Source organism: Aquabacterium sp. TM01, from assembly GCF_057808345.1.
The window spans coordinates 3,242,093-3,263,238 of the sequence record NZ_AP046529.1 but is presented as its reverse complement, the minus strand read 5'-3'; the positions used below and the strand labels follow the sequence as shown (position 1 = coordinate 3,263,238).

At 64.9% G+C, this 21,146-nt stretch carries 24 protein-coding genes; 4 read left to right on the top strand and 20 right to left on the bottom strand.

All coding sequences use genetic code 11. The annotated features are described in order from the left end of the window. Window positions 1-35 precede the first annotated feature (35 nt). Both AC3WW4_RS15100 and AC3WW4_RS15095 read left to right on the top strand, forming a co-directional pair. Complete coding sequence (locus tag AC3WW4_RS15100; protein WP_488829274.1) at window positions 36-482, top strand: SRPBCC family protein; 447 nt, start codon at window positions 36-38, stop codon at window positions 480-482. Window positions 483-532: 50 nt separating this feature from the next. Next, the gene (locus tag AC3WW4_RS15095) at window positions 533-1,117 is read left to right on the top strand and encodes a uracil-DNA glycosylase family protein (protein ID WP_488829273.1); all 585 of its coding nucleotides are present in this window, start codon (window positions 533-535) and stop codon (window positions 1,115-1,117) included. A 30-nt stretch (window positions 1,118-1,147) separates the two neighbouring features. Here AC3WW4_RS15095 and AC3WW4_RS15090 read toward each other — a convergent pair whose 3' ends face one another. Together AC3WW4_RS15090 and AC3WW4_RS15085 are read right to left on the bottom strand one after the other, a co-directional pair. Continuing rightward, a complete protein-coding gene (locus tag AC3WW4_RS15090; protein ID WP_488829272.1) occupies window positions 1,148-1,567 on the bottom strand; it encodes an HIT family protein in 420 nt (139 codons plus the stop codon). Between the two features lie 45 nt (window positions 1,568-1,612). After that, window positions 1,613-2,656, bottom strand: coding sequence for a CDP-6-deoxy-delta-3,4-glucoseen reductase (locus AC3WW4_RS15085; RefSeq protein WP_488829271.1), 1,044 nt, complete (start codon window positions 2,654-2,656; stop codon window positions 1,613-1,615). A 109-nt stretch (window positions 2,657-2,765) separates the two neighbouring features. Between AC3WW4_RS15085 and AC3WW4_RS15080 the strand changes: the two genes are divergently transcribed. Next, window positions 2,766-3,683 (top strand): SDR family oxidoreductase, encoded by a 918-nt coding sequence (locus AC3WW4_RS15080; protein WP_488829270.1) that lies wholly within the window; start codon window positions 2,766-2,768, stop codon window positions 3,681-3,683. A gap of 52 nt (window positions 3,684-3,735) precedes the next feature. On the opposite strand, the gene nth is transcribed toward AC3WW4_RS15080, so the two are convergent. From nth to AC3WW4_RS15005, 15 genes are all read right to left on the bottom strand, one after another. Further along, complete coding sequence (gene nth / locus AC3WW4_RS15075) at window positions 3,736-4,377, bottom strand: endonuclease III (protein WP_488829775.1); 642 nt, start codon at window positions 4,375-4,377, stop codon at window positions 3,736-3,738. Window positions 4,378-4,458: 81 nt separating this feature from the next. Next, window positions 4,459-4,965: a TPM domain-containing protein gene (locus AC3WW4_RS15070; protein ID WP_488829269.1), complete on the bottom strand. Its 507-nt coding sequence runs from the start codon at window positions 4,963-4,965 to the stop codon at window positions 4,459-4,461. A gap of 9 nt (window positions 4,966-4,974) precedes the next feature. Beyond that, on the bottom strand, window positions 4,975-5,904 hold the full coding sequence (locus tag AC3WW4_RS15065; RefSeq protein WP_488829774.1) for a TPM domain-containing protein: 930 nt from the start codon (window positions 5,902-5,904) through the stop codon (window positions 4,975-4,977). 44 nt (window positions 5,905-5,948) lie between these two features. Continuing rightward, window positions 5,949-6,527, bottom strand: coding sequence for a LemA family protein (locus AC3WW4_RS15060; protein ID WP_488829773.1), 579 nt, complete (start codon window positions 6,525-6,527; stop codon window positions 5,949-5,951). Between the two features lie 153 nt (window positions 6,528-6,680). Further along, on the bottom strand, window positions 6,681-6,896 hold the full coding sequence (locus tag AC3WW4_RS15055) for a hypothetical protein (RefSeq protein ID WP_488829268.1): 216 nt from the start codon (window positions 6,894-6,896) through the stop codon (window positions 6,681-6,683). Between the two features lie 112 nt (window positions 6,897-7,008). After that, a complete protein-coding gene (rsxB, locus tag AC3WW4_RS15050) occupies window positions 7,009-7,665 on the bottom strand; it encodes an electron transport complex subunit RsxB (RefSeq protein ID WP_488829267.1) in 657 nt (218 codons plus the stop codon). A 32-nt stretch (window positions 7,666-7,697) separates the two neighbouring features. Beyond that, a complete protein-coding gene (locus AC3WW4_RS15045) occupies window positions 7,698-9,053 on the bottom strand; it encodes a polyhydroxyalkanoate depolymerase (protein ID WP_488829266.1) in 1,356 nt (451 codons plus the stop codon). A gap of 148 nt (window positions 9,054-9,201) precedes the next feature. After that, window positions 9,202-10,557: an MFS transporter gene (locus AC3WW4_RS15040; protein WP_488829265.1), complete on the bottom strand. Its 1,356-nt coding sequence runs from the start codon at window positions 10,555-10,557 to the stop codon at window positions 9,202-9,204. Between the two features lie 95 nt (window positions 10,558-10,652). Next, window positions 10,653-11,423, bottom strand: coding sequence for a 1,6-dihydroxycyclohexa-2,4-diene-1-carboxylate dehydrogenase (locus AC3WW4_RS15035; RefSeq protein WP_488829264.1), 771 nt, complete (start codon window positions 11,421-11,423; stop codon window positions 10,653-10,655). Window positions 11,424-11,488: 65 nt separating this feature from the next. Beyond that, window positions 11,489-12,496 (bottom strand): benzoate 1,2-dioxygenase electron transfer component BenC, encoded by a 1,008-nt coding sequence (gene benC / locus AC3WW4_RS15030; RefSeq protein WP_488829263.1) that lies wholly within the window; start codon window positions 12,494-12,496, stop codon window positions 11,489-11,491. A 16-nt stretch (window positions 12,497-12,512) separates the two neighbouring features. Next, window positions 12,513-13,001 carry a benzoate 1,2-dioxygenase small subunit gene (gene benB / locus AC3WW4_RS15025; RefSeq protein ID WP_488829262.1) on the bottom strand — a complete coding sequence of 163 codons (489 nt, stop codon included), beginning with the start codon at window positions 12,999-13,001 and terminating at the stop codon, window positions 12,513-12,515. Window positions 13,002-13,009: 8 nt separating this feature from the next. Beyond that, window positions 13,010-14,371, bottom strand: coding sequence for a benzoate 1,2-dioxygenase large subunit (gene benA / locus AC3WW4_RS15020; RefSeq protein WP_488829261.1), 1,362 nt, complete (start codon window positions 14,369-14,371; stop codon window positions 13,010-13,012). Window positions 14,372-14,412: 41 nt separating this feature from the next. After that, entirely contained in the window at window positions 14,413-15,327 is a 915-nt protein-coding gene (gene catA, locus AC3WW4_RS15015) for a catechol 1,2-dioxygenase (RefSeq protein WP_488829260.1), read from the bottom strand. A 52-nt stretch (window positions 15,328-15,379) separates the two neighbouring features. Next, complete coding sequence (catC, locus tag AC3WW4_RS15010; RefSeq protein WP_488829259.1) at window positions 15,380-15,670, bottom strand: muconolactone Delta-isomerase; 291 nt, start codon at window positions 15,668-15,670, stop codon at window positions 15,380-15,382. 37 nt (window positions 15,671-15,707) lie between these two features. Then, window positions 15,708-16,835, bottom strand: a complete 1,128-nt coding sequence (locus AC3WW4_RS15005) for a muconate/chloromuconate family cycloisomerase (RefSeq protein WP_488829258.1) — start codon at window positions 16,833-16,835, stop codon at window positions 15,708-15,710. Window positions 16,836-16,935: 100 nt separating this feature from the next. Between AC3WW4_RS15005 and AC3WW4_RS15000 the strand changes: the two genes are divergently transcribed. Further along, window positions 16,936-17,868: a LysR substrate-binding domain-containing protein gene (locus AC3WW4_RS15000; protein WP_488829257.1), complete on the top strand. Its 933-nt coding sequence runs from the start codon at window positions 16,936-16,938 to the stop codon at window positions 17,866-17,868. A 16-nt stretch (window positions 17,869-17,884) separates the two neighbouring features. Here AC3WW4_RS15000 and AC3WW4_RS14995 read toward each other — a convergent pair whose 3' ends face one another. Genes AC3WW4_RS14995 through pcaF form a run of 3 tightly spaced genes read right to left on the bottom strand, consistent with a single transcriptional unit; the run spans window position 17,885 to window position 21,140 of the window. Continuing rightward, the gene (locus tag AC3WW4_RS14995; protein ID WP_488829256.1) at window positions 17,885-19,060 is read right to left on the bottom strand and encodes a benzoate/H(+) symporter BenE family transporter; all 1,176 of its coding nucleotides are present in this window, start codon (window positions 19,058-19,060) and stop codon (window positions 17,885-17,887) included. Window positions 19,061-19,111: 51 nt separating this feature from the next. Continuing rightward, the gene (gene pcaD / locus AC3WW4_RS14990; protein WP_488829255.1) at window positions 19,112-19,921 is read right to left on the bottom strand and encodes a 3-oxoadipate enol-lactonase; all 810 of its coding nucleotides are present in this window, start codon (window positions 19,919-19,921) and stop codon (window positions 19,112-19,114) included. Between the two features lie 13 nt (window positions 19,922-19,934). Next, window positions 19,935-21,140 carry a 3-oxoadipyl-CoA thiolase gene (gene pcaF, locus AC3WW4_RS14985; protein WP_488829254.1) on the bottom strand — a complete coding sequence of 402 codons (1,206 nt, stop codon included), beginning with the start codon at window positions 21,138-21,140 and terminating at the stop codon, window positions 19,935-19,937. Window positions 21,141-21,146 lie beyond the last annotated feature (6 nt).

Here is a 21,146-nt window from a genome sequence, read left to right as displayed (position 1 = left end):
ACGCAATGCCTCCTCAGGCACCGAAAGGAGCCGCCATGCCAGGCCATACCGTTCACTTTCACCGTGTGCTGCGCGCACCACCCGAGCGGGTCTATCGCGCCTTCCTGGATCCGAAGGCGATGGTCAAGTGGCTGCCGCCGCACGGCTTCATCGGCGAGGTCCATGAGATGGACGCGCGGGTGGGTGGACGCTTTCGGATGTCGTTCACGCACTTGGGCAGTGGCCAGACGCATTCCTTTGGCGGCGAATATCTGGAGCTGTTGCCCCATACCCGCATCTGCCACAGCGATGCCTTTGATGACCCCAATCTGCCCGGGAGCATGCGGGTGACGGTGAACCTCACGCATGTGTCGTGCGGCACCGACTTGAGCATCGTGCAGGAGGGCATCCCCGAGATGATCCCGCCTGAGTCGTGTCACCTGGGCTGGCAGGAGTCGCTGGTCTTGCTGGCCCTGCTGGTCGAGGCAGACGTCCCGGTTTGAGTCCGGCGTTTGACGGCACATCGCGCATCGGGAAGCCGACGATGTCTCACATGGACACCCTGTTGCCCAAGGTGAGGGCTTGCACCCTGTGTGCGGCCCATTTGCCCTTGGGGCCGCGCCCGGTGCTCCAGGCCCATGCGACATCGCAGCTGCTCATCGCAGGGCAGGCGCCGGGTCGTAAAGTGCACCTCAGCGGCATCCCGTTCGATGATGCCAGCGGTGATCGCTTGCGGGCTTGGCTGGGTCTCTCGCGCGAGGTGTTTTACGACCCGCGGCGCGTGGCCATTCTGCCGATGGGCTTTTGCTACCCGGGCACCGGCACTTCGGGTGACTTGCCGCCACGGCCAGAGTGCGCTCCCGCGTGGCGCGCCGCCTTGCTGGCGGCCATGCCCCATGTGCAGCTCACCTTGGTGCTCGGGCAGTACGCTTTGGCCTGGCACTGGCCGCGCGCGGACGGTGAAACCGTGCCCTCGGTCACCGAGGCAGTGATGGCATGGCGCAGCCACTGGCCTCAGATGCTGGTCCTACCGCACCCCAGTCCGCGCAACAACCGTTGGCTGAAACAGAACCCCTGGTTTGAGGAGGAGGTCTTGCCGGCATTGCGCACCCGCGTGGCGGAGGTCCTTTCGGACTGACTCGCCGCCACGGCACGGTCGAAACCGGCTTCAGCCCAACGCGGACGTGATCTTGTCGGCCAGCGCCTTCAGGTGGGCCGGGTCGGCCATGTGCGTGGCGTGCGGCTTGCGCAGGTCGGCGATCGAGCCGGGGATCACGTGGATGTGGAAGTGCGGCACGGTCTGGCCGGCCCCTTCGCCGTTGAGCTGCATCAGCACCACGCCCTCGGCGCCCAGGCCCTTTTTCTGCGCATGGCCGATCTTGCGCACGGTGGCCATGCACGCCTGCGCAGCCGCATCCGACAGCTCGAACAGGGTCGTCGCTGGCTCCTTGGGGATCACCAAGGCGTGGCCGTCGGTCTGCGGCATGATGTCCATGAAGGCCAGTGTGTGGGCGTCTTCGTACAGCTTGATGCAGGGGATCTCGCCACGCAGGATCTTGGCGAAGATGTTGTTCGAGTCGTAGGACATGGAAACTCCTGAAGAGGATGGACAGGCGTGCGCGCGCGGTGGCGCTCAAGCGCCGTGTTTGTCGGCTTCGCTGGTGAAGGCGTCGGCGTAGAAGAACTCGTCGGGCAGGCCGGCCAAGGCGACGAAGTCCTGGCGGGCCGATTGCACCATGATCGGCGCACCGCAGGCGTACACCTCGTGGGCAGACAAATCCGGCAGGTCAGCCAGCACAGCCTGGTGGACGAAGCCGGTGCGGCCGCTCCACTGGTCTTCGGGTTTGGCATCGGACAGCACCGGCACGTAGGTGAGCCAGGGCAGCTCGGCCGCCTGTTGGGCAGCCCAGTCATGCAGATACAGGTCGGCTTTGCTGCGGCAGCCCCAATACAGCGTGGTGGGGCGTGTGAGCCCCGCATGGCGCATGTGCTCAATGATGGCCTTGAGCGGCGCAAAGCCGGTGCCCGAGCCCAGCAGCACGATCGGGCGCTCGGAGTCCTCGCGCAGGAAGAAGGTGCCAAAGGGGCCTTCCACGCGCAGGATGTCTTTTTCTTTCAGCGTGCCGAACACCTGGTCGGTGAACAGACCGCCGGGCATGTGGCGGATGTGCAGCTCGATGCCCTCGGGGCCGGCTTCCTTGACGGCGTGCGGCGCGTTCGCCATCGAGTAGCTGCGGCGCTGGCCATCCTTGAGGATGAACTCGATGTACTGGCCCGCACGAAAGCCGAAGCTGTTGTTGGCCGGCAGTTGCAGGCGCAGCACCATCACATCGGGGGCGACGCGGGTGAGGCGGGTCACGCGGGTGGGCATCTTGACCGGCGGGTTTTCACCCAGGGCGACCACCTGACGCGCCTCGATCACGAGGTCGCTTTCAGGCTTGGCGCAGCAGGTCAGCAGGTAACCGGCGGCTTCGTCGGCGGCGCTCAGGGCCTTTTCCTGGTGGGGGCCGTGGCTGACCTGGCCGGACACCAGCTTGCACTTGCACGAGCCACAGGCGCCGTCCTTGCAGCCGTAGGGCAGGCCGATGCCGGCACTGATGGCGGCACCCAGCACCGTTTCGTCGGCTTCCATGGTGAAGTGACGGCCACTGGGCTGGATGGCAACGGAAAAACTCATGATGGACTCACACTCAAGACGACAGGGCGGCTGAGGCCGCATCGCGACAAACCGGGGCAAACGCCCCGAGGCCTCAGAATCTCAAGCTGGATTTTCGCTCAGACCTGCCATGTTCCAGCCTCAGCCCTCGCGTCCGGCCCGATTTCGTCAAACCCGTGTCCTCATTGTGGGCTGCGGGGATGTGGGCCAGCGTGCCGCTCAGGCGCTGCGCCCCCGGTGCCGCGTGCTGGCTTTGACCTCGCAGCCTGAACGGGTGGGCGCGCTGCGGGCGCAAGGCCTGGTGCCGATCGTGGGCAATCTGGACGACCCCCGATCGTTGGCGCGTCTGGCGGGCCTGGCCACACGGGTGCTGCACCTGGCGCCGCCGCCGCCCGCAGGCACGCAAGACCCGCGCACCGCCCGCCTGCTGCAAGCCTTGGGGCGTCGTGGTGGCGTGAAATCGCTGGTGTACGGCAGCACCTCGGGCGTCTATGGCGATGCGGGCGGGGCCTGGTTCGACGAAACGCGGGCGGTGCAACCGGCCACTGACCGCGGGCGCCGTCGGGTCGATGCCGAAGCGCGTCTGCGCTGGTGGGGGCGCCAGCAATCTGCTCAGTGGGGCACGCGGGTGAGCCTGCTGCGCATCCCGGGCATCTATGCGCTCGACCGCGTGGGCGGCGACCCGCGTGAGCGTGTGCGACGCGGCAGCCCCTTGCTGCGCCCCGAGGACGACGTTTACACCAACCACATCCATGCCGATGACCTGGCGCGCGCCTGCGTGGCGGCGCTGTGGCGCGGGCGGCCCGGCCGCGTCGTGCACGTGTGCGACGACACCGAGTTGCGCATGGGCGATTACTTCGACTGGGTGGCGGATCATTTCGGGCTGCCGCGCGCGCCCCGTTTGTCGCGGGCCGAGGCAGCTCAGCAACTCAGCCCGATGCAACTGTCGTTCATGGGCGAGTCACGTCGCTTGCGCAACCAGCGTTTGAAAGCCGAGCTGAGGGTGGCCTTGCGCTACCCGACGATCCGCGAAGGCCTGAGCGGGTAGGCGAATGTGAGTCCGACCTGAGAGCGCTCTGAGCGCGCGCCGGTTGAGGCGCTCAGGCTGGCGCTGCGGTCTTGGGCTTGAACTTGCACCAGGTGGACACGCTGCACTCCCAACAGCGCGGTTTGCGCGCCTGGCACACATAGCGCCCATGCAGGATCAGCCAGTGGTGGGCGTGCAGCATGTACTCGGCCGGGATGCGCTTGAGCAGCTTTTGCTCTACTTCCAGCGGCGTCTTGCCGGGGGCCAGACCCGTGCGGTTGCCCAGGCGGAAAATGTGCGTGTCCACCGCCATGGTGGGCTCGCCAAAGGCCACGTTGAGCACCACGTTGGCGGTCTTGCGGCCCACGCCGGGCAACGCCTCCAGCGCCTCGCGGGTGCGGGGCACCTCCCCGCCGTGCTGCTCGATCAGGATGCGGCAGGTTTCCAGCAGGTGCTTGGCCTTGCTCTTGTACAGGCCGATGGTCTTGATGTACTCGCACAACCCGTCCAGCCCCAGGTCAAGGATCTGCTGCGGGGTGTTGGCCACCGGGTAGAGCTTGCGCGTGGCCTTGTTGACGCCCACATCGGTGGCCTGGGCTGACAGGAGCACGGCGGTCAGCAGCTCGAACGGCGTGCTGTATTCCAGCTCGGTTTCAGGGTGCGGGTTGGCGGCTTGCAGCGTGGCAAAAAAGTGGCCGATGTCGGCGGCCTTCATGAGGGTGCTCATGGGATTGGGGGGGGCAGGGGGCAGGGTGTGCGTGAGGCCACTCAGGAGCGGCGATGCACAGGGGAAGGATCAGAGCAGCACCACGGCGTTGGGCAGCTCGTCAGGATTGTGCACGCGCCCATCGTTGGGGTAGTGCTGGTGCAGCAACAGGCCGATTTCTTCGATCGCCAGCGACAAGCCGGCCTCGAAGTCGCCCTGCTGCAAGGTGTCGGACAGGTGGTTGGCCAGTGTGGTCCAGAAATCGGGGGCCGTGCGGCCGTGCAGGCCCCGGTCGGCCAGGATCTCGATGCGCCGATCGGCCAGCAACAGGTAAATCAGCACGCCGTTGTTGTGCGTCGTGTCCCACACCCGCAACTGGCTGAACAGCTGCACGGCACGCTCACGCGCGTCCAGGCCTCGCCACAACTCAGGCACCCGCAGGCCGCCTTCCACGCACAGGCGCAATTCGCCCAGGTGACGCGCTTCGCTGCGCGCCACGGCTTGTTCCAGGCGTTGCAGGCCCGCGCGGGTCAGGCAACGGCGGCTGTCAGCGGCGTCCAGCCAAAGGTGTCGCATCCATCGGTGCAGCGTGTTCATCGTGCGGCCTCACCAGCGTCCCGAGGCGCCACCGCCTCCAAAATTGCCTCCGCCGCCGGAGGAGAATCCCCCGCCGCCGCCCAGTCCGCCACCGCCACCGCCGAAGCCACCGCCCCCCAAGCCACCCGGTGGGCCGCCCCAGCCACCGCGCCCGCGACCACCACTGCCCAGCGACAGCGCAAACACGATGGCCAGCACCGCGCCGACCACGCCGATGAAGAGGCTGGCCGTGAGCCACCAGGCCAGACCACCACCGACCAGGCCCGTGCCCAGCGCCCCGGCTTTGCGGCCCAGGATGGCGCTCAGCACCCCGAACAAAATGGGCACGCCCATCAGGCCGAACACCAGCAGGTGGTTGAGGTCAAAGCCCTGCGTGCGCTCACCCTGGCCGGCTTCGGGCTCCGGCAGGCCTTCGCCGGCAATCAGCTTGTCGATCTGGTCGATGGCGGTGGACAGGCCATCCGCATAGGCCCCAGCCTGGAAGGCCGGCTTGAGCGTGCGCTCGATGATGCGGCTGGCCATCAGGTCGGGGATGGCGCCCTCCAGCGTCTTGGCCACCTCAATGCGCATGCGACGGTCCTGCAGGGCCACGATCACCAGCAGGCCATCACCCACCTCGCGGCGACCGATTTTCCAGGTGTCGCCCACCCGCTGCGCATAGGCCGCGATGTCCTCGGGCTGCGTGGTGGGCACCATGAGTATGACCACCTGGGAGCCGCGCTGGGTCTCCAGCGTCTGCAGCTTGTCGCTCAAAGCGCGCACCTGCTCGGGCGTCAGGGTGCCGGTCTGGTCGATGACGCGAGCGCTCAAGGCCGGCACGGGTAGTACGCCACCGGTGCCGGTCTCGGCACCTGCCTGAGCCCAGGCCGACGGCATCCATCCCAAGGTCAGGCTGAAAGTCAGGCAGATCAGCATGACCGCCAGCAGGCGGTCCGGCATCGAAACCAGCGGGCGCCGGGGCAGCCAGCGCAGCAGGGCGGACATCACTTCTTGCCAAAGTCCACCGTGGGTGGCACGGTGATCTGCGCTTCATTCTGCACCGTGAAGCTGGCCTTGGGCTTATAGCTGAAGACCATGGCCGTCAGGTTGGTCGGGAAGCTGCGAGCCAGCACGTTGTAGGACTGCACCGACTCGATGTAGCGGTTGCGCGCCACGGTGATGCGGTTTTCGGTGCCTTCCAGCTGAATGCGCAGGTCCTGAAAGCCCTGGTTGGCCTTGAGATTGGGGTAGTTCTCGGTGACCATCAGCAGGCGCGAGAGGGCGCCCGACAACTCACCCTGGGCTTGCTGGAACTTGTTGAAGGCCTCAGGGTTGTTGATCAGCTCGGGCGTGGCCTGGATGCTGGTGGCCTTCGCACGTGCTTCCACCACTTTGGTCAGGGTTTCCTGCTCGAAGTTGGCTTCACCCTTGACGGTGGCGACGATGCTGGGGATCAGGTCAGCGCGGCGCTGGTACTGGTTGAGTACCTCGGACCACGAAGCCTTGGAGGCTTCATCCAGCCGCTGGAAATCGTTGTAGCCGCAGCCGGTCAGGGGCATGACCAGGGCGACTGCCAAGCTCATGCCGGCCAGGCGGCGGGTGAGGGGCGCGGAGGCGAATCGGGACGCGGGCATCGCAAACCTTTCTGATCAGGAGGGGCCGGTGTCACAAGCGTACACCGTGCCGGACAACCCACAGAGTAAATCAGGTCGACGACCGCGTTTTCAAGGACGGGTTCAGAATGCCGCGCCCAGCTCCATGCAGGACAGCACTTCGTGGCGGCGCGAGCGAGGGTAGCGGTCTCGAACAATCTTGACCGCACCCATCGGGGTGTCGGCCATCACTTTGAGGACGCGTTTGACCGCCTGCTGGGAAGGGGTGATCACGACCAGGGTCGAGACTTCAAACAGCTTGAGGGCGGGTTCAATGGCAAGGTTCATCAGGGCGCGCATGGCTTCTCCAGTGGCTGAACAGCAGCGCTGTTGCTGTTCACGGCGATAGCATGCATTTTTCACGCCAAGAATGACAGCGGGATGACCCCCATACCAGGGTTTGCCTGGGCGTTCAGCCGGGCGCTCGACGCGCGCGGGCACGGGCCAGGGCGGCCTCAATCATGCTGCGCTTGTGATCGAGTTGAACTGGATCGGTGAGCCTGGAGGCCGCAGCCAGATCCTGCAGTTTGTGCTCTCCCTTGGCCAGCAGGCGGGCCTCGTTGTCGGCCTTGGCCTGAACCTGGCGTGCGGTGCGGAAGGTGTGGCGCACACGGGCCTCATCGGCTTGCGAGGTCGACCAGGCAGCCCAGCCGGTGGGGGCGGGATCAGGGTGCACAGGCACCAAAGTGATGCAATCGACCGGACAGACGGGCAGGCACAGCTCGCATCCGGTGCACTGATCTTCGATGACGGTGTGCAGGTGCTTGTTGGTGCCGATGATGCAGTCGACCGGACAGGCCTGGATGCACAGCGTGCAGCCGATGCACCAGTCTTCATCGATGACGGCCAGGGTGCGTGGCCCCTCGACGCCGTATGTGGGGTCCAGCGGCACCTCGGGCAAGCCGGTGAGGGCGGCCAGACGGCGCACGCCCTCGGCCCCGCCCGGGGGGCACTGGTTGATGCCCGCTTCGCCCTGGGCAATGGCCTGGGCGTAGCTGGCACAATCAGGAAAGCCGCAGCGCGTGCATTGCGTCTGCGGCAGGAGGGCGTTGATCTGTTCGGCGTCCATGATGGCGCCGCAGTGTACAAGCCCGGCGCTTATCAGGCGGCGATGCCCTTGAGTGCCTTGCGTTCGGTGGTGTCTTCAGCCTTGTTGTGAGCCAGGATGAAGGCGCGGATTTCCGGGTAGGCGAACTCGCGCCAGCGACGGCCCGAGAAGATGCCGTAGTGACCGGCGCCGACCACGTCGTAGTGCTTCTTGTTTTTGGCTGGGATGCCGCTGCACAGATCCTGGGCTGCACGGGTCTGGCCCGAACCAGAGATGTCGTCGAGCTCGCCTTCGATGGTCAGCAAGGACGTCCTGGTGATGTCCTGCGGGCGCACCAACTCTTTCTTGCCAGCGGGGTTGCGCACTTCCCAGGTGCCCTTGACCAGCGCGAATTCCTGAAACACGATCCGGATGGTGTCGAGGTAGTACTCGGCCGGCATGTCCAGCACCGCGTTGTACTCGTCATAGAACTTGCGGTGCGCTTCGGCGTTGTCGTCATCGCCCCGGATCAGGTCCAAGAAGTAGTCGTAGTGCGAGGTGGCGTGGCGGTCGGGGTTCATGGCCACGAAGCCGGTGTGTTGCAGGAAGCCCGGGTAGACCTCACGGTCGGCGCCCGGGTAGTTTTGCGGCACCTTGTAGATCACGTTGTTCTCGAACCACGAGAACGACTTGTTGGTGGCCAGGTTGTTCACCGAAGTGGGAGAGCGGCTGGCGTCAATGGGGCCACCCATCATGGTCATGGTCAGCGGTGTGTGTTCGCCGCGGCTGGCCATCAGCGAGACGGCGGCCAGCACGGGCACCGTGGGCTGGCACACCGAGATCACGTGCACATTCGGGCCCACCTTGCGGATGAAGTCCTGCACGTAGTTGACGTAGTCGTCCAGATGGAAGGCGCCTTCTTCCAGCGGCACCATGCGTGCGTCGATCCAGTCGGTGATGTAGACCTTGTGATCCTGCAGCAGGGTGCGCACGGTGTCGCGCAACAGCGTCGAATGGTGACCGGACAGCGGCGCCACGACCAGCACCGAAGGTTGGTCACGCATCTTGGTGAGCATGGCCGCGTCGTCGGTGAAGCGCTTGAAGCGCAGCAGGCGACAGAAGGGCTTGGCCTCCACGACCTTTTCCTGGATCACCACATCGACGCCATCGACGGTGACGTGGTTGATGTCGAATTCAGGCTTTTCGTATTCTTTGGTCAGGCGGCTGGCCAGATCGAACCCCGCCGAAAAACGGTGCGCCGAGGGCATTTGCGCAAAGGGCGACAGTGGGTTGCTGTAGAGCTTGGACGCAGCGCTGGCGAATTCAGAGAAAGGGCTGAGCCAGGCGCGGTTGGATTCGTAGAGTTGGTAGAGCATGGCGTGACCTTCTGTGTCTGTGGCGTCTGTGGACATGCCGGGAAAACCCAGCATGTTGCATTGCAGCATAAATGACTTTTGACAAGATTGCACGCGGAGTTTTGAGCACGCTTGCGTCACAAATGCACAGAGTCAACACCAATCTGTCATGAAAAAGGGGCGCTCACCTCTCGGTGTCGCCCCCTTTGTTACGCGTTATCCCTCAACCGATGGCGGCGGCACGCGTGTGGCTCATCGGGGTGGGTTGACGCAGGCGTGTGCGTTCGCGCAGGCTGAACACCGTCATCGCCACCGCCGCGATGGCGCCGGGTACGGCAAAGGCCAGGAAGTTGGCTTGCAGTGGCAGTTCAGCGGCCATCAGCGCACCACCCAGGATGGGGCCGACGATGGCGCCATTGCGACCGATGCCCGAGGCCCAGCCCAGACCGGTGGAGCGGATGGACATGCTGTAGAACTGCGCGCCCAGGGCATACAGCAGGATCTGCGTGCCGATGGTGGTGGCGCCAGCGATGGCGATCAGGGTGTAGAGCACGCCGGTCGAACTCTTGAAGCCCAGCAGGCACAGCGAGGTTGCGGCGATGGTGCAAAACACCATCAGCACGCGCGGCATGTTGAACTTGTCCCCCAGCCAACCCCCACCCACGGCACCGAAGATGGCACCGAAATTGAGCACCAGCAGGAAGCTCAGGCTGGAGCCCAGACCGTAGCCGGCCTTGGTCATCAGTTTGGGCAGCCACGAGGCCAGGGCGTACACCATCAGCAGGCAGCAGAAGAAGGCGACCCACAGCATCAGGGTTTGCAGGGCGCGGCCTTCACGGAACAGGTCGAGCACATTGCCGCCCTTGGCCTTGCCGCCGGCAGCAGCTTCCAGTTGCTCCCCCGCCTTGAGCGAGAAGCCCGGTTGCACGCGGGCCAGTACGGCGGCGGCTTCGTCGGTGCGGCCCTGCTTGACCATGAAACCGACCGATTCGGGCATGAACTTCATGATCAAGGGCAGCAGCAGCAAGGGGATGCCGGCGATGAAGAACACCGACTGCCAGCCATAGCTGGGCAGCATGACCATGCCCAGACCAGCCGAGAGCATGCCGCCCACCGAGTAACCACTGAACATGATGGCCACCAGCGTGCTGCGGATCTTCTTGGGCGCGTATTCGCTCATCAGGGCGACCACGTTGGGCATGACCCCGCCGATGCCCAGGCCCGCGATGAAGCGGCAGATGCCGAACTCCGTGGGGTTGCTGGCAAAGCCGTTGAGCACCGTGAAGCCGCTGAACAGCGTCACGCAGATGGTGATGGCCTTTTTGCGACCAATCTTGTCAGACAGGGGGCCGAAGATCAGCGCCCCGGCCATCATCCCGAACAGGGCATAGCTGCCCAGTGCACCCGCTTCCAGCGGGCTGAGGTTCCACTCCTTCATCAGCACGGGCAGGACCACCCCGTAGATGACGAGGTCGTAGCCGTCGAAGATGATGATGAGGGCACACCAGAACAGCACCATCCAGTGGAAGGGGTTGAACTTGGCCTCGTCGATGATTTGGTTGGCGTCTATTTTCTGCATGGCTTACCTCTGTGGATCAGGGTTAATACTTAGGAAATTCGGACACGAGGGTCAAAAAAAGGGGGACTGCGAAGCCCCCCGGGATGAAACGGAACTCAGCCGAGGTCGCCGCCCGCGACGGGCAAGGTGACACCGGTGATGTAGGAGGCCTCGTCAGAAGCCAGGAACAGGATGGCGCCGACCTGCTCGTCGATGGTCCCGTAGCGCTTCATCAGGCTGGACGACACCGTCTGGTCGACGATGCCTTGGTACCAGACCTTCTCTTGCGCGGACTGCTCGGCGGTGTTGCGGGGAATGCGGCGGGGTGGGGCTTCGGTGCCGCCGGGGGCGGTGGCATTGACGCGCACGCCCCGTTCGGCGGTTTCCATGGCCAGGCAAGCGGTCAGGGCGTTGACGCCGCCCTTGGCCGCGCCATAAGGCACGCGGTTCATGCCACGGGTGGCCACCGACGACACGTTGACGATGGCGCCGCTGCCCTGCGCCAGCATGTAGGGCAGGGCACTGTGGCAGCACCACAGGGTCGGGAACAGCGAGCGGCGCACTTCGGCTTCGATCTCGTGGGCCTGGTAGTGCTCGAAGGGCTTGGCCCAGATCGTGCCGCCCACGTTGTTGACCAGGATGTCGAGGCGACCGAAGTGCTGGACGGCCTCGGCCATCACGCGTTGGCAGTCGGTGTGCTGTTCCAGGTCGGCGGTCAGCGTCAGGACCTTGTCGCCGAACTCGGCCTTGAGCTCGTGCACGAGCTCGGAGCGGTCCACCGCGACCACACGGCCGCCCTCTGCCACGATGCGCTCGGCCACACGGCGGCCGATGCCTTGTGCGGTGCCGGTGACCACGGCCACTTTGTCGTTGAAACGTTGATTCATGTCAAACGGCCCAATTTGTGCAAAAAAAAGCCCGCAGGGACACGGGCGTGAGGGCGCGCTGGGGCTCAGGCGCTGGCGGCAAACTTCTCGTAATAGAAGTTCGAGGGATTCAGACCGCGCTCACGGATGAACTGGCTGACGGCTTCGACCATGGGGGGCGGGCCACACAGGTAGATGTCCACTTCACCGTCGTTGAGATGCTGGGGCTCGATGTGTTGCGTCACGTAGCCCTTGTGGGGATACGGGCTTTCCGGATTGGCCACGCACGCGGTGAACGTGAAGTTGGGGATCCGTTGGGCAAACGCTTCGAGCTTGTCCAGATCGACCAGGTCGCTGTCGTTGGTCACGCCATAGATCAGGTGCAGCGGGAAGGGGCTGCCTTGCTCGGCGATCTTCTCCAGCATGGCCGTGAAGGGCGCCAGGCCCGTGCCGCCGGCCAGCATCAACAGCGGGCGCTTGATGTCGCGCAGGTAGAAGCTGCCCAGCGGGCCGGCCAGGGTCATGCTGTCGCCCGTCTTGGCCAGCCCCGTCAGGAAGCTGCTCATCAGGCCGCCCGGCACATTGCGGATCAGGAAGGAGACCTTGCCATCTCGCGGCATCGAGCTGAACGAGTAGGCGCGGGTCTGGTCGCTGCCAGGCACCTTCAGGTTCACGTACTGGCCAGGGAGGAAGGCGAGCTTGTTCAGCGCTTCGCCTTCGATGGTCAGCGAGATGGTGCTGTCCGACAGCTTGCGCACGTCGCTGATGGCGGCGTCGAAGCTGGCCTGCTGGGTGCGGCACACGGCGGACGAGGCGGGAATGCGGACCACGCAGTCGCTGGTGGCACGCATCTGGCAGGTCAGCACGAAGCCTTGCTTGGCTTCGTCTTCGCTCAGTGCGTCGTCGATGTAGTCGCCCATCGTGTACGAGCCGGATTCGGCAAAGCACTTGCAGGTGCCGCAGGCACCGTCGCGGCAGTCCAGCGGCACGTTGATGCCTTGGCGGAAGGCCGCATCGGCAACGGTCTCGGTGGGGTTGGCGTCGATGAAGCGGGTGACCCCGTCTTCAAACTGAAGGGCAATGTGGTGGCTCATGGTTTGATCCTCCGCATCAGAGGTGATAGACGTCGATGACGTGGTGGATGTAGTCGTTCTTCAGCACGATGTACTTGCGCTTGATCTGCGGCTGGCCGTTGCTCAAGTCGATCGTGTAGTGCGAGGTGCCGAAGTAGCTGTCCGTGTGGTGGTAGCGGTAGCTCAGGGTGTGCCAGTTGAAGCGCACCTTCACTTCGGAGCCCTCTTGCGAGACGATCTCCACGTTGTGGATGTTGTGGTTCGTGCGGGGCTCGGGCGTGCTGGCAGCCGAACGCTCGGTCTTGATGCGGAAGACGCGGTCTTCCAGGCCACCCCGGTTGGGGTAGTAAATGAGCGAGATCTCGCGCTGTGGATCGCTTACCAGCTGGCCGTCGTCATCCCACGAGGGCATCCAGAACTCGGCGTCGAGGTGGTAGCAGGCCAGCCACTCGTCCCACTGCTTGTCGTCCAGCAGGCGGGCTTCACGGAACAGGAAGGCCTGAACTTGTTCGATGGTCATGCTCATAGGGGGCCTCAGGCTTTCTTGGACTCGGCTTCAAGGGCGCGCTGCATGGTTTCAAGCCAGTAGCGGTGCTGTTCGGTGTACAAACCCTCGTCTTCGGTCTTGATGCCGCTCAGCTTGGGGTTCAGGTTGATTTCCTTGGCGGCTTCATCCGGACCTTGCACCCAGTGCGTGGCGCCTCGGCACATGTCGTTCCACTTCAACGCGATGCCGTTGTAGCCCTGCTGGCAAGCGCGGAACTCTTCCAGGTCGTCCGGCGTGGCCATGCCTGTGGCGTTGAAGAAGTCTTCGTACTGGCGGATGCGGCGCGCACGGGCCTCATCCGATTCGCCCTTAGGGGCAATGCAGTAGATGGTGACTTCGGTCTTGTCGACGGCGATGGGGCGCAGTACGCGGATCTGCGAGCCGAACTGGTCCATCAGGTAGACGTTGGGGTACAGGCACAGGTTGCGCGAGTGGTTGATCATCCAGTCGGCGCGTGCCTGGCCGAACTTCTCGACCAGCTCGTCGCGGATCTTGAAAGCTGGGCGGTCTTCGGGGTTGGCCCACTTCGTCCACAGCAGCATGTGGCCGTTCTCGAACGAGTAGAAGCCGCCGCCTTGCTTGGCCCAGCTGCCGGCGTCCATCGCCTTGATGGTGTCGCCCGCTTCGGACTGCTTGCGGTGGTTGGTGGTGGCCGCGTAGTTCCAGTGCACGGAGCTGACGTGGTAGCCGTCAGCGCCGTTCTCGGTCTGCAGCTTCCAGTTGCCGTCGAAGGTGTAGGTGGACGAGCCACGCAGCACTTCCAGGCCGTCGGCGGACTGGTCCACGATCATGTCGATGATCTTGGTCGATTCACCCAGAAATTCGGCGAGGGGTTGGACGTCAGGGTTCAGGCTGCCGAACAAGAAGCCACGGTAGCTTTCAAAGCGGGCCACCTTCTTCAGGTCGTGGCTGCAGTCCTTGTTGAAGGACTCCGGGTAACCGGCGCTGCTGGCATCCTTGACCTTCAGCAGCTTGCCGCTGTTGTTGAACGTCCAGCCGTGGAAGGTGCAGGTGAAGTTCGCCTTGTTGCCTTTTTTGTGGCGGCACAAGGTGGCGCCACGGTGCGAGCAGGCATTGATGATGGCGTTGAGTTCGCCCGCCTTGTTGCGTGTGATCACGATGGGCTGACGGCCGATGTACGTCGTCAGGTAATCGTTGACATTGGCGATCTGGCTTTCGTGGGCCAGATAGATCCAGTTGCCTTCGAAGATGTGTTTCATCTCGAGGTCAAAGAGCTCCGCATCAGTGAAGGCGGCGCGGTTGAGTTGGTAGATCTGCTGGTCGTGGTCTTCGACGAGCATGTCTGCCAGGCGTTCCTTGACGCCTTCAAGTGATGCGGTGTGGCTCATGGTTTGTCTCAGCGTGTCTGGGGGGCGAACGATCGGGTCGATCAGGCGGCCGCGCGGGGGCGGTCGAAGTCCGTGACCGGGGCTTCGGCCTTGGTGGGCTGCATGTCGAAGTTGAATTCGATTTCGTAGAAGGGCTTGTCGGTGCCCAGCGCGGCCATGGCGGCGGCGTCGCTGTTGGTCTTGACTGGGGGCACCAGGCCTTCACGCGTGCCGAAAGCGAAGTCGTCCCACAGGTGCGGATCGCTTTCGATGTTGATCTGCGTGGTCAGCTTGCGCTTGCCTTCAGCGTGTGCAAAGAAGTGGATGTGAGCCGGGCGATGGCCGTGGCGACCCAGTTGCTGCAGCAGGATGTCGGTCGAGCCGCCAGGAGGCACGCTGTAGCCGACGGGCATGATCGAGCGGAACTTGTAGCGGCCGTTGGCGTCGGTGACGATGGTGCGGCGCAGGTTGAACGCGCTTTGCGACTGGTCGAAGTAGGAGTAGTTGCCCAGGTGGTTGGCGTGCCAGACTTCCACCTTGGCTCCCGGGATCGGGTTGCCCTTTTCGTCACGGACCAGGCCGGACATGACCACCAGTTCGCCAGGCTGCGTGCCGTCGTCCAGACGGGCTTCGCCTTGGCACACAGGAGCGCCGGCCACGTACAGCGGGCCTTCGATGGTGCGGGGGGTGCCTCCGGTCAAGCCAGCCTTGGCTTCGGCTTCGTCGGTGCGCAGGTCCAGGAAGTGCTCCAGACCGACGCCAGGAACGACCAGGCCCAGCTCGCCGTTGCGGCCAGCGTCGCTCAGATAGTTCAGGCCAGTCCAGAACTCTTCAGGCTGGATGTCCAGCTCTTCGATCGCCCACATCAGGTCGATCATCAAGCGACGCACGATGGTCTTCACACGTGCGTTGCCGGGACCGGTGACGCCGGTCGTTTCGAAGCGGTCATACAGGGCTTCAATGCTCTTCTTGTCCATGGTGTGTCTCCTCGGTGTGGGGCTGTAAAGGAACGTGGGCGGGGGAAGGAACTCAGCGGTCGTCTTCGTGGATCGAAGACGGGTGACGGCACAGGGCCGTGACTTCGATGTCCATGTAGGGGAACAAGGGCAGGCTGGTCAGCAGCTGGTGCAGCTCGTCCACGCTGTCCACGTCAAAGATGCTGACGTTGGCGTACTGGCCGGCGATGCGCCACAGGTGGCGCCACTTGCCGCTGCGTTGCAGCGAGTGCGCCAGTTCGCGCTCGGTTTTCTTCAGGGCATCGGCTTGGGCGACAGGCATGTCAACCGGCAAACGCACCACCATTTCGACTTTGAAGAGCATGGTTGCCTTTCGGGTCAGGGGGCTTGGATACGAAAGATCAGCGATCGCGCCGCAGGCGGGCGAGCTTCTCTTCATCGAGGTCGATTCCCAAGCCGGGACGGCGGGGAATCTCCAGGGCAAAGTCGCGGTATTGCAGCGGCTCGCGCAGGATTTCTTCGGTCAGCAGTAGGGGGCCGAACAGCTCGGTGCCCCAGGCGAGGTCGTGGAAGGTGCTGAACAGCTGGGCCGAGGCCATCGTGCCCACGGCGCCTTCGAGCATCGTGCCGCCGTACAGGGCGATGTTGGCGGCCTTGCCGATGGCGGCCACCTCGGCGGCACCGCGCAGCCCGCCCGACTGGTTGATCTTGATGGCGAAGATGTCGGCGGCCTGGGCGCTGGCGACGACGAAGGCATCGCGAGGGCCATGCAGGGCCTCGTCGGCCATGATGGGGATGATGTTGGCCTGGGTCAGGCGCTGCAGGCCGACCTTGTCAGAGGCGGTGATGGGCTGCTCGACCATGTCGACGCCCGCATCGGCCAGCATGGCCATGCCTTCCAGGGCTTCGGTCACCGACCAGGCCTGGTTGGCGTCCACCCGCACGCTGGCCATGTCACCCAGGGCGCGCTTGATGGCAGCGACGTGGGCCACGTCGCCCTTCACCGAGCGCAGGCCGATCTTCAGCTTGAAGATGTTGTGGCGGCGCAGTTCCAGCATGCGCTCGGCCTCGGCGATGTCCTTGGCGGTGTCGCCGCTGGCCAGCGTCCAGGCGACGGGCAGGCTGTCTCGCACGCGGCCGCCGAACAGTTCGCTCAGCGGCAGGCCCAGGCGCTTGGCCTGGTTGTCATACAGGGCTGTTTCGATGGCGCACTTGGCAAAGCGGTTGCCCTGGATGTGGCCGTTGACCGAGGCCATCAGCATCGCCGGGAAGCTGGGGTCCTGACCCACCAGCATTGGGGCGATGTAGGTGTTGATGTTGACCTGGATGCTCTCCGGGCTTTCCTCGCCGTAGGCCAGACCACCGATGGTGGTGCCTTCGCCCCAGCCGACCAGGCCATCGCTCGTCTCGACGCGCACCAGCACCAGGGTCTGGTGGTTCATGGTGGCCACCGACAGGCGATGGGGGCGGATGGTGGGCACGTCCACCAACAGGGTTTCAACCGCCAGGATCTTGACTTGGGAAATCATGTCAACACGTTGTTTTATTGGAAGGTGAGCGAATGGTAAGAACGCCCTTGCTTCCTGTCCAAGACGGTTTTAGACTCACTCCATATCTAAAAGGTATGGAATGGACCTGAGACACCTTCGCTACTTCGTGGCGGTAGCCGACGAGCAGAACTTCACCCGAGCGGCCGAGAAATTGCACATCTCCCAGCCGCCGCTGAGCCGGCAGATTCAGGATCTGGAGGAAGAGTTGGGGCTGCCCTTGTTCGAGCGGGGCTCACGCCCCTTGAAGCTCACCGAAGGGGGGCGGTTTTTCTACGGGCATGCCACGCGCCTGCTAGAACAGGCTGCGCAGGCGATCCGCACCACCAAGCGCATTGCGCAGATGCAGCGGCGTCTGGTGATCGGCTTTGTTCCCTCGACGATTTACGGGGCGCTGCCACGCCTGGTGCGCCTGTTTCGGGCGGCACAACCGCAGACCGAACTGGCGCTGGTGGAGATGTCAAGCGTGGAGCAGATCGAGGCGCTGAAGAACGGCCGGATCGATGTGGGATTCGGGCGGGTGAGGCTGGATGACCCGTCCGTCAAGCGCGAGATTTTGCGCGAAGAATCCCTGGTCGCGGCCATACCTATGGAGCATGAACTGGCGACGGAGAGCGGGCCGATAAGTCTGACCGAAATTGCCAAACATGACCATCTGGTTTACCCTAGAAATCCGCGTCCCAGTTATGCCGATCAGGTTCTGACGCTGTTTCGGGACATGGGTCTGGAGCCGCGCGCGGTGCACGAAGTGCAAGAGTTGCAGACCGCCCTGGGGCTGGTCGCCTCTGGCATGGGCTTGTGCCTCGTGCCGGCCAGTGCCAACCGGATGCGCCCCGATGAAGTGGTGTACCGGCCGGTGGCGGAAGCCAAGGCGGTGTCGCCCATCATCATGAGCACCCGCTTGCAGGACCAGTCCACCGACCTCGTGCTGCTGCGTTCGCTGATCGATGAGATTTACCGGGAGTGGGCCGACGAGCGACAGCGCGCCGCCATGACGCGCCGCTTCTTGAGTTGATCCCAGGCGGCGGATCTTAAGCCTGGGTTGCCGGTCGCCGCGGGCTCAGCATCACATAGGCCAGCCCGCCGATCACCACACCCCAGAAGGCCGCGCCCAGGCCCAGGAAGCTCATGCCCGAGGCGGTCACCAGGAAGGTGATGATGGCGGCTTCGCGGTGCTCGGCATCGTTCACCGCGCCCATCACGTTGGCGGTGATGGCGCCGATCAGGGCGAGCCCGGCGAGCACGGCCACGAACTCTTTGGGCAGCGAGGTGAACAGCCAGATGATGGTGCCGCCAAAGGTGCCGCCGATCAGGTAGAACACGCCGTTGGCGATGCCCGCCACATAGCGCTTGCTGGGGTCTTCGTGGGCATCCTTGCCCGTGCACAGGGCGGCCGTGATCGCGGCCAGCACGGTGGTGATGCCGCCGAACACCGCCGTGAACAGCGAGGTCAGGCCGGTGGCGACAATGATCGGGCGGGCCGGGGTCGGGTAGCCGGCGCTGTGCAAGATGGCCATGCCCGGCAAGAACTGCCCGGTGAGGCTGACCATCACCAGCGGGATGGCCAGGCTCAGCGTGGAGGCCCACGACCAGCTCGGCGAGATGAGGACGGGCGTGGTGACCACGAACGGGATGTTCTGCCAGGGGATGTTGCCCAGCGCGGCGGTCAGCGCCACACCCAGGGCCAGTACCAGCACCATGTGATAGCGCGGCCAGTAGCGTTTGAACACCAGGAAGCCGGCGATCATGCACAAGGTCAGCGCCGGCATGGACTCGACCGCCTTGAACCCGCGGGCCCCGAACTGAAACAGGATGCCGGCCATCATGCCGTAGGCCACCCCCTTGGGGATGTGTCGCATCAGGCGGTCGAACGAGCCAGACAGCCCGATCACCAGGATGATCAGCGCCGCCGTGATGTAAGCGCCCACGGCCTCATGAAGCGACAGTCCCGGAAACAGTGTGATCAACAGCGCCGAGCCGGGGGCCGACCACGCCGTGATCACCGGCACCTTGAGCCACCAGCTCAGCGCGATCCCGGAGACGGCTGCCCCGATGGAGATGGCCCACACCCAGGAGGCCATCATGTCCGGCCCGACCTGGGCCGCTTGCGCGGCCTGGAAAAAGATGATCAGCGGGCCAGCGTAGGAGATGGCCACGGCCAGGAAGCCGGCTGTGATCGAGGAGAGGGACCAGTCGCGTTGCAGCATGGATGTGTCGTCAGTCTGGGGGCGCAGGCCTGGCCCCGTCTCCGGGGTGGCTCAGTGGGCCGTGAGCCACTGGTCCACAGTGTGGATGAACGCGGCCGGCTGTTCCAGCACGCTCAGGTGTGAGGCCTGAGGCAGGATGGCCAGTTGCGCACCCGGGATGTGGTGCGCGATCGCGCGGGCCATCGCCGGGGGCGTGCCCAGGTCCAACTCGCCCGCGATCACCAGGGTCGGCACACCGATGGTGGGTAGCCGGGCGGTGGTGTCCATGTCTCGGATCGCGTGGCAGCAGGCGATGTAGCCGTCCTGGCTGCAGGCGAGCACACGCTGCTTCCAGTACGCCACGGTGTTGGGTTGGGCGGCACGGAACCCGTCGTGAAACCAACGCAGCATGGCCCCGTCCACGATGGACGCGAGTCCGCCCTGGGCGATGGTGGCGATGCGCTGGTCCCAGCCGGCACGCGCCTCCTCCGGATAGAAGGACGTGGTGTTGGCCAGCAGCAGGGCCTGGACCTTGGCCGGATGGCGCAAGGCCAGCTCCTGCCCGATCATGCCGCCCATCGACAGGCCGATCCAGGTGATGGCACCCAGGTTCAGCTCGTCGATCAGACGCGCGGCGTCATCGGCCAGTTCGGCCATGGTGTAGGGGCCGGTCGGGGCCTCGCTGCGACCGTGGCCGCGCTGGTCATAGCAGACCACGCGGTTATCGGCCGACAGGTGCGCGACCAGCTCATCCCACATCGTCACATCACAGCCCAGCGCGTGGCTGAGCAGGAAGGTGCGATGCGGGGCCTGGCCGTTGCGCGGCTCCGTCACGGTGTAGAACAGGCGCGGGGCGCTGTTCGTCAGCTGGGCTGTGCTCATCGGTCCTCCGTGCTCACACGCGCTCGACGATCAGGGCGATGCCCTGGCCAACGCCAATGCACATCGTGCACAGGGCATAGCGGCCACCGGTGCGGTGCAACTGGTTGACGGCCGTGGTCACCAGGCGGGCACCGCTGGCACCCAGGGGGTGACCCAGGGCGATGGCGCCGCCGTTGGGGTTCACGCGCGGGTCGTCGTCACGCAGGCCCAGCTGGCGCAGCACGGCCAGGCCTTGCGCCGCAAACGCCTCGTTCAGCTCGATCACGTCCATGTCGGCCAGGCTCAGACCGGTCTGGGCCAGCACCTTCAAGGTGGCGGGGGCCGGGCCGATGCCCATGATGCGCGGGGCGACGCCGGCCGTGGCCATGCCGACCACGCGGGCACGTGGGGTCAGGCCGTTGCGGGCGGCTTCGGCTTCACCGGCCAGGATCAGCGCGCAGGCGCCGTCGTTCACGCCCGAGGCGTTGCCGGCGGTGATGGTGCCGTCAGGGCGCACGATGGGGCACAGCTTGGCCAGCACCTCCATCGAGGTCTCGCGGGGGTGTTCGTCCTTGGACACCACGATGGCATCGCCCTTTTTCTGGGGGATGGTCACGGGGGTGATCTCGGCGTCGAAGAAGCCCGCCTTTTGAGCGGCCACGGCCTTGAGCTGCGAAGCCAGGGCCATCTTGTCCTGGTCTTCACGGCTGATCTTGAAGTCGTCGGCGACGTTTTCGGCCGTCTCGGGCATCGAGTCCACGCCGTACTGGGCCTTCATCAGCTTGTTGACGAAGCGCCAGCCGATGGTGGTGTCGTACACCGCGTTGTCACGGGCAAAGGCGCTGCTGGCCTTGGGCATGACGAAGGGTGCGCGGCTCATGCTTTCGACGCCGCCCGCCAGCATGATGCCGGCTTCGCCCGACTTGATGGCGCGGGCCGCGGTGCCGATGGCATCCATGCCCGAACCGCACAGGCGGTTGAGGGTGGCGCCCGGAACGATCTGGGGCAGACCGGCCAGCAGCAGAGACATGCGGGCCACGTTGCGGTTGTCTTCGCCGGCCTGGTTGGCGCAACCGAACAGCACGTCGGTGACCTGTTCCCAGTCCAGGTTGGGGTTGCGCTCGGCCAGGGCCCTCAGGGGCACGGCGCCCAGGTCATCGGCACGCACCGACGACAGGCTGCCGCCGTAGCGGCCGAAAGGGGTGCGCAGGGCGTCGCAGATGAAAGCTTGACGGGTCATGTGGAT